6 protein-coding genes are annotated in these 6,539 nt (G+C 62.5%); 5 read left to right on the top strand and 1 reads right to left on the bottom strand.

From position 1 onward, the window contains the following. The 5 genes from AWB67_RS33510 to phaZ form a co-directional block, all read left to right on the top strand. The coding region (locus tag AWB67_RS33510; protein ID WP_143328441.1) for an AMP-binding enzyme at positions 1 to 559 on the top strand (559 nt) is incomplete at its 5' end. A 22-nt stretch (positions 560 to 581) separates the two neighbouring features. Further along, positions 582 to 1,046 (top strand): MaoC family dehydratase, encoded by a 465-nt coding sequence (locus AWB67_RS33505; protein ID WP_087660305.1) that lies wholly within the window; start codon positions 582 to 584, stop codon positions 1,044 to 1,046. 27 nt (positions 1,047 to 1,073) lie between these two features. Further along, positions 1,074 to 2,792, top strand: coding sequence for an alpha/beta fold hydrolase (locus AWB67_RS33500; protein WP_087660304.1), 1,719 nt, complete (start codon positions 1,074 to 1,076; stop codon positions 2,790 to 2,792). Positions 2,793 to 2,838: 46 nt separating this feature from the next. Next, on the top strand, positions 2,839 to 3,261 hold the full coding sequence (gene phaP / locus AWB67_RS33495) for a phasin family protein (protein ID WP_087660303.1): 423 nt from the start codon (positions 2,839 to 2,841) through the stop codon (positions 3,259 to 3,261). A 38-nt stretch (positions 3,262 to 3,299) separates the two neighbouring features. After that, entirely contained in the window at positions 3,300 to 4,133 is an 834-nt protein-coding gene (gene phaZ / locus AWB67_RS33490) for a poly(3-hydroxyalkanoate) depolymerase (RefSeq protein WP_087660302.1), read from the top strand. A gap of 61 nt (positions 4,134 to 4,194) precedes the next feature. Here phaZ and AWB67_RS33485 read toward each other — a convergent pair. Next, the coding region (locus AWB67_RS33485) for a winged helix-turn-helix domain-containing protein (protein ID WP_125477798.1) at positions 4,195 to 6,539 on the bottom strand (2,345 nt) is incomplete at its 5' end.

The raw sequence follows: 6,539 nt of genomic DNA, 5'->3' as shown, positions 1-6,539 counted from the left end.
CTGCAAGACAGGGTTTCCCATACCGCTCGTCGACCTGCGCATCGTGAACGAACACATGGAAGACGTCGCGCACGATGGCAGCGCGTACGGAGAGATCGTCGTGCGCGCCCCGTGGCTCACGCAGGGTTACCTGAACAATCCGGAAGCATCGGCTCATCTGTGGGACGGCGGTTATCTGCATACGCAGGACATCGCGAACATCGATACGTCAGGCAACGTCCAGATCACCGATCGCATCAAGGACGTCATCAAGTCGGGCGGCGAATGGATTTCTTCACTCGAAATCGAAAGCCTGATTTCACTGCATCCGGGCGTTGCGGAAGTCGCGGTTATCGGCATCAAGGACGAGAAATGGGGCGAACGCCCGGTGGCGCTCGTGGTGCTCGAGGAGGACGCCGAGATCACCGAAGACGACGTCAAGCAGCACGTCATGAGCTTCAGCAAGACAGGGCGCATCTCGAAGTACGCGGTCCCGCAGATCGTCAGGTTCGTCGACTCGCTGCAGAAAACGAGCGTCGGCAAAACGAACAAGAAGTGGTTGCGCGAGCAGTTCGCCTGACCCGTTGCAAGGAGCAGACACGATGAGCATCAAGGATTACAGCATCGCCACGATCGATCGCTTCGTCGGCCGCGAACTGGGCGTATCGGATTGGGTCGTGGTCGATCAGGCGCGCATCGATGCGTTCGCCGCATGCACCGGCGACAGGCAATGGATACACGTGGACGTCGAGCGCGCGAAACACACGAGCCCTTACGGCGGCACGATCGCGCATGGCTATCTGACGCTTTCGCTGCTGGCGGCGCTCGCGATCGAGATTGGTCTCATCCCTGAGGACGCGTCGGCGGGTCTCAACTACGGGCTCGACAAGGTGCGCTTCATGACCCCCGTCAAGGCAGGCGCGCGAGTAAGAAACCGCGTGACGCTGATGTCGGTGGAGAAGAAAGAGGGCAGGCGGACCATCATCAAGACGATGAACGAACTGCAGATCGAAGGCGAAGAGAGACCGGCGTTGATCGCCGATTCACTGGCGATGCTGGTCGCGTGAGCGCCCGGATGGAAAGGGAGAGACAAGATGGCGGCAATTGATCAAGGCACAGGGGAAAGTGCGACGCGTAGCACGCAACCGGACGACATCGCGGCATCCGCTGCGGACGGCATGCTGGGACCGAATCCGTTCGTCGGACTGCGCCCCCGCGACATTCTCGCAACCGTGCAGCAGGTCGGCGCGCAGGCGATGCGTCAACCGGCATTGGTCGTGGAGCAGGAGGCGGCGCTCGCACGGGATCTGATGGCGGTGCTCGGCGGCAGTGCGGACTGCAAGCCGCCTCAAGGCGACAAACGCTTCACTGATCCCGCGTGGCAGGACAATGCGCTGTACCGCATGACGATGCAGAGCTACGTTGCGTGGCGCCATGCGCTGACGGGATTCGTCGAGCGTTCTGCACTGGATGCCAGATCCAAAGAACGCGCGCACTTCCTGTTGTCGCTTTTCACCGATGCCGTTTCGCCGACGAATACGCTGCTGGGCAATCCGGCCGCGCTCAAGAAGATCGTGGACACGGGCGGTGCAAGCCTGCTCGGCGGTATGCGCAATCTTGTGGCGGATATGCTGCAGAACCAGGGCATGCCGGCGCAAGTCGACAAGACGGCGTTCAAGGTCGGCGAGAATCTCGCCACATCGCCGGGGGCAGTGGTGTTTCGCAACGAGGTGCTCGAACTGATCCAGTACGCGCCGGCAACGGAGCATGTGTACGCCCGCCCGCAACTGATCGTGCCGCCGCAGATCAACAAGTTCTATGTGTTCGATCTGTCGGAGGGCAAGAGCATCGTCGACTATCTGGTGAAGAGCGAGTTCCAGGTGTTCGCAGTGAGCTGGCGCAATCCCACTGCCGCGCAAAGTCACTGGGATCTCGATACGTACGTATCCGCGCTGCTCGAAGCGATCGCGGCCCTCCGCGACATCACCGGCAGCGACGACGTCAATCTGCATGGTGCGTGTTCGGGCGCGATGACGATTTCGGCACTGCTCGGCCACCTCGCGAGCCGTGGCGACCATGCGGTCCATGCCGCGACGCTGATGGTCGCCGTGCTGGACAACACGGCCGATTCGCAGCTCGGACTGTTCGCCACGCCTGAAGCCGTTGCGGCCGCGAAGCAGAACAGCACGTCGAAAGGCGTGCTCGCCGGCGAAGAGATGGGCCGCGTGTTCGCATGGATGCGACCCAACGATCTCGTATGGAACTACTGGGTCAATAACTATCTGCTGGGCAAGGCGCCGCCTGCGTTCGACATTCTCTTCTGGAACAACGACGCAACCCGGCTGCCCGCGCGGATGCATGGACAACTGCTCGATATTTTCACGGGCAATCTGTTGAGCAAGCCTCGCGCGCTGACGGTGCTGGGCACGCCGATCGATCTCTCGGAAGTGACATGCGACAAATACGTGGTGGCCGGCATTACCGATCACATCACGCCGTGGAAGGGCGTGTACAACACGGCGCGCACGTTCGGAGGGAAGACGCGTTTCGTGCTGAGTTCGAGCGGGCACATTCAGAGCCTGATCAATCCGCCGGGCAATCCGAAGGCGAAGTTCTTCCTCAATCCCGAACTGCCCGCCAACGCAGACGCATGGCTTGCAAACGCGCGAGCCGAGAAGAACTCGTGGTGGGGCAACTGGCGCATGTGGCTCGTCGAGCATTCCGGCGAGCAGAAAGCCGCACCGGCGACAGTCGGTAATGCGCGGCATCCGGCTGTCGTGAATGCGCCGGGTACTTACGTCCTGGAAGCATGACGCGAGACAGTGGGCCTCTATTTTTTTAACGCATGGAGTTATGGTGATGGATTCAACGAACACGAACAGCATTTTCGCCGAGTACAAGAAGGTTTTCGCGCAGTTCAAGCTGCGCGGCATCGACGTGAACGCGATCCACGCATCGCGATGCAAGGACGTCGAGGCGATCGTCGAAGCGAGCAAGACCGCGTTGGCAGGCGTGCAGTCGCTCGCACAGAAGCAGTCGGACATCGTGCGCGCGACTTTGAACGAATTTCAGTCGTTCGTCACGCGTGGTGTCCAGTCGGAAGGCGAACCCACCGCCAACGCGAGCGAACGGGTCCAGCAGTCGCTGCACAAGGCGCTAGTCGATATGCAAGAGTTGGCCAACACGATCTACCGTGCGCAGTCGGACAGCGTCGCGGTCGTCACGAAGCGCGTCGCCGAGCGGGTCGAGGAATTGAAGGCAGCGCTTCAACCGAAGACGTAATGCGCTTGGCCGACCCTTTGAATATCCGGGAACCATAAATGCAGAAGAACCCCGAGTGTGCTGGCGGCATGCAGATCCAGATGATCGATCTGGACGGTCAGGCGCTGCGTGTCGCGACGTGGCAGGGGAGCGACGCTTCGCCGCCGCTGCTCATCTTCAACGGCATCGGCGCCAACCTCGAACTGGTAAAGCAGTTCGTCGCGGCGCTCGAAGATGTGAGCGTCATCATCTTCGATATTCCCGGCGTCGGCGGCTCGCCGGCGCCCTTCGTGCCGTATCGCTTCTCGACATTGTCCGTGCTGACCGACAAGCTGTTGTCGCGGCTCGGCCACGAAGGCCAAGTCGATGTGCTCGGCGTATCGTGGGGCGGGGCGCTGGCGCAGCAGTTCGCGAGGCTTTATCCGCGGCGCTGCCGCAGGCTGGTCCTCGCGGCGACTTCGCCTGGCGTCTTCATGGTGCCGGGCAAGCTCTCGGTGCTGTCGAAGATGATCGGGCCGCGCCGCTATGTCGATCCTGCGTATCTGCAGCAGGTGGGCGCGGAACTCTACGGCGGCACTTACCGGCGCGACCCGTCGCTGCTGAAGGAGCACAGCCAGCACATTCAGCCGCCGCGCGGCCGGGGATACCTGTATCAGTTGCTGGCCGCTGCGGGCTGGACGAGCCTGACGTGGCTCGGCGCGCTGCAGCAGAGAACGCTCGTAATGCACGGCAACGACGACCCGATCGTGCCGCTGACCAACGCGAAGATTCTTGCGGGACGCATTCGCGATGCGACGCTCTATATGATCGATGACGGTCACTTGTTTCTGATCACGCGTGCGAGCGAAGTTGCACCTGTCGTGCGCAGGTTTCTTCGGCAGGAGGCGGGTTGAGTATCTTCGTCGATGGCAACGAAGCCGCGCGAGTGACAATGAGCGAGGCTCGAACATCGCCCTAACCGGCGGCAAGTAGTCCCAATGCCTGTGCACGTGCAACCGCCTGCGCGCGCTTCTCGACCCCGAGCTTCACGAACGCATTCTTGACGTGCGTCTTCACGGTTTCCGGCCCGATACCAAGCGCGCGTGCGATCTCCTTGTTCGACTGCCCTTGCGCGATCAGCTCGACGATACTGCGCTCCCGCGCGCTCAACGGCTCGCGCTGCGTCTCGCGCGCGGGCAGCGCGTCGGGCTCGTAGAGGGTGCGCCAGCCGTCCAGCAGGCGATCGATGTATGCGATGCAATCCTTTGTCTGAGCGGTGGAACGCGTGTGGTTGCGAACCAGCCGCAGAAGCCGTCCCACTTCCGGTCCCTGGTCGATTATCGATCGATAGATGTCGCGATTCGCGTTCAGTACGCCACGAAAAATCCCGATGGCACGATCCTCTTCATTCGCCTGCATCCAGACGAGCGCAAGCGTGGTGCGCAAGCGCAGCGCGAGATAGTCGCCATGCCTGCGTTCGACGCTGCGCAACGCGGACGTCAACGACTCGACCGCTTCGTCCGTCCGGTTCTGTGTCATCGCGAGCCATGCCACGGCAATCGCGCGGAAGGTTTCGATCTCGGGCGACGCCGGTTTCGAAGCGGCGGCGCGCGAGTCCACCAGTTGATTCAACTGCGCGACGCAGGCCGACGCTTCGGTGATCCTGCCTTCCCTCAGGAAGAGCCGCGCGCGCTCTACGAGGACACCGGCAAGCAAGCGGTCCCAGCCGCGCGTATAGCTGAGCGTCTGCGCCCGATCCATCAACGCATACGCGTACTCGACGTTGGAGCGCGCGGTAGCGATCCGCACGAGCACGCGATACGCGAACAACGTACTGTCGAGCAACACCGCCAGATCGATCACCGGCATCAGATCGACCAGCAACGCCTCCGCCTCATCGAGCCGCCCCTGCTCGTACCAGATCTGCGCGATCATCGGCGAGCATAACGCCGCCGCGATCGAATTCGGGCCGGCATGACGCTCGGCGAGCTGAAGCGATTCGGTGAAGTAGCGCTCAGCGAGCACGAAGTGCATCTGCTGCATTTCGGCGTGACCGAGCAGGCATAGCCGATACACAGAAGCGAACACATTGCGCCGGTCCTCCTCGATCGAATAGGGAATCCACGGTGCGGCGTACAACGCGCCGAGGTTGCCCGCTTTCCAGTGCGCGAACCGCACGACGTTCGATGCGACGTTCGTGGTCCAGCTATCACTCGAAGGGCGCTCCAGGCACGCCTGTGCCATCGCGAGCGCGCGCGGGGCGTCGTCCTGCAATGCGGCGATCACCGAGCGGATCGCCTGGCATTCCCAGCGGACGGGTTCAGCGGCATCGGCCGTGCCCGCGCTCGCATCGCGCTCGATCTCGTCCAGCATCGCGAGCGCTTCGTCGAAACGCATCGCGAGCGCCATGCCCCATGCGACTGCCAGCGTTACCTTGACCTGCCCGCGCATCAGACGCGCCGGAAACTGACGTTGCCAACCGAGCAGGGTGAGCAGGTCGCCTTTCGTCACGAGCGCCATCGCGCAATGGCCCATCAGGGAGACGGCGTCCTCCGTATCGCCTGCCGCGATCGCGTGCTTGACCGCGTCGGTCCATTGCTCCGCGTCGGCGTACCAGCGAAATGCGCGGCGATGCAGGTCCACGAGTTCGCCTGGATGCTGTGTCTCCAGCCGCCGGCGCAGGTACTCGCCCATCAGATGGTGATAGCGAAACCAGCTTGCTTCGATGTCGAGCGGTTCGAGCAGCAACTGGCGCGCGGCGATCGTGTCGAGCATTTCCTGGTTCGCGGCGATGCCGGTCACCGCTTCGCAGAGAGGCGCGCACAGGCGCTCGAGTATCGACGTGCGCAACATGAACCCAACCATGTCGGGCGGCAGACGATCGAGCATGTCTTCGAGATAGGCGGCGAACGGCCGCGACGCACCCGAGGGCGCGCTCACATCGCGACTGTGTTTGCTTTCGTCACGCGAGAGCACCGACGTGGAGATGCGCAGCGCCGCGGCCCAGCCTTCCGTACGCTCGAAAAGCGACCTGACACTCGCCGCGCGCAACCCGCCCGGGCATTCGCGTTCGACGAAGCTGCGAGTTTCATCGAGGTCGAAGCGCAGGCACGAAGCATCGATTTCGAGCAGTTCGTTCTTCGCACGCAGGCGGGCGAGCGGCAGCGCAGGATCGGTTCGGGTGCAGACCACGACATGCACGTTCGGCGATGCATTCGCGATGAAGTACGACATCGCTTCGTGAATCGCGAGCAGGCTGATCAGGTGATAGTCGTCGATGAAGAGATACACCTCCTCATCGACCTCGACGAGTTCGTTGA

Source organism: Caballeronia terrestris, from assembly GCF_001544515.1.
GTDB classification, from domain to species: domain Bacteria; phylum Pseudomonadota; class Gammaproteobacteria; order Burkholderiales; family Burkholderiaceae; genus Caballeronia; species Caballeronia terrestris.
This window is presented reverse-complemented; position numbering and strand designations above follow the sequence as displayed.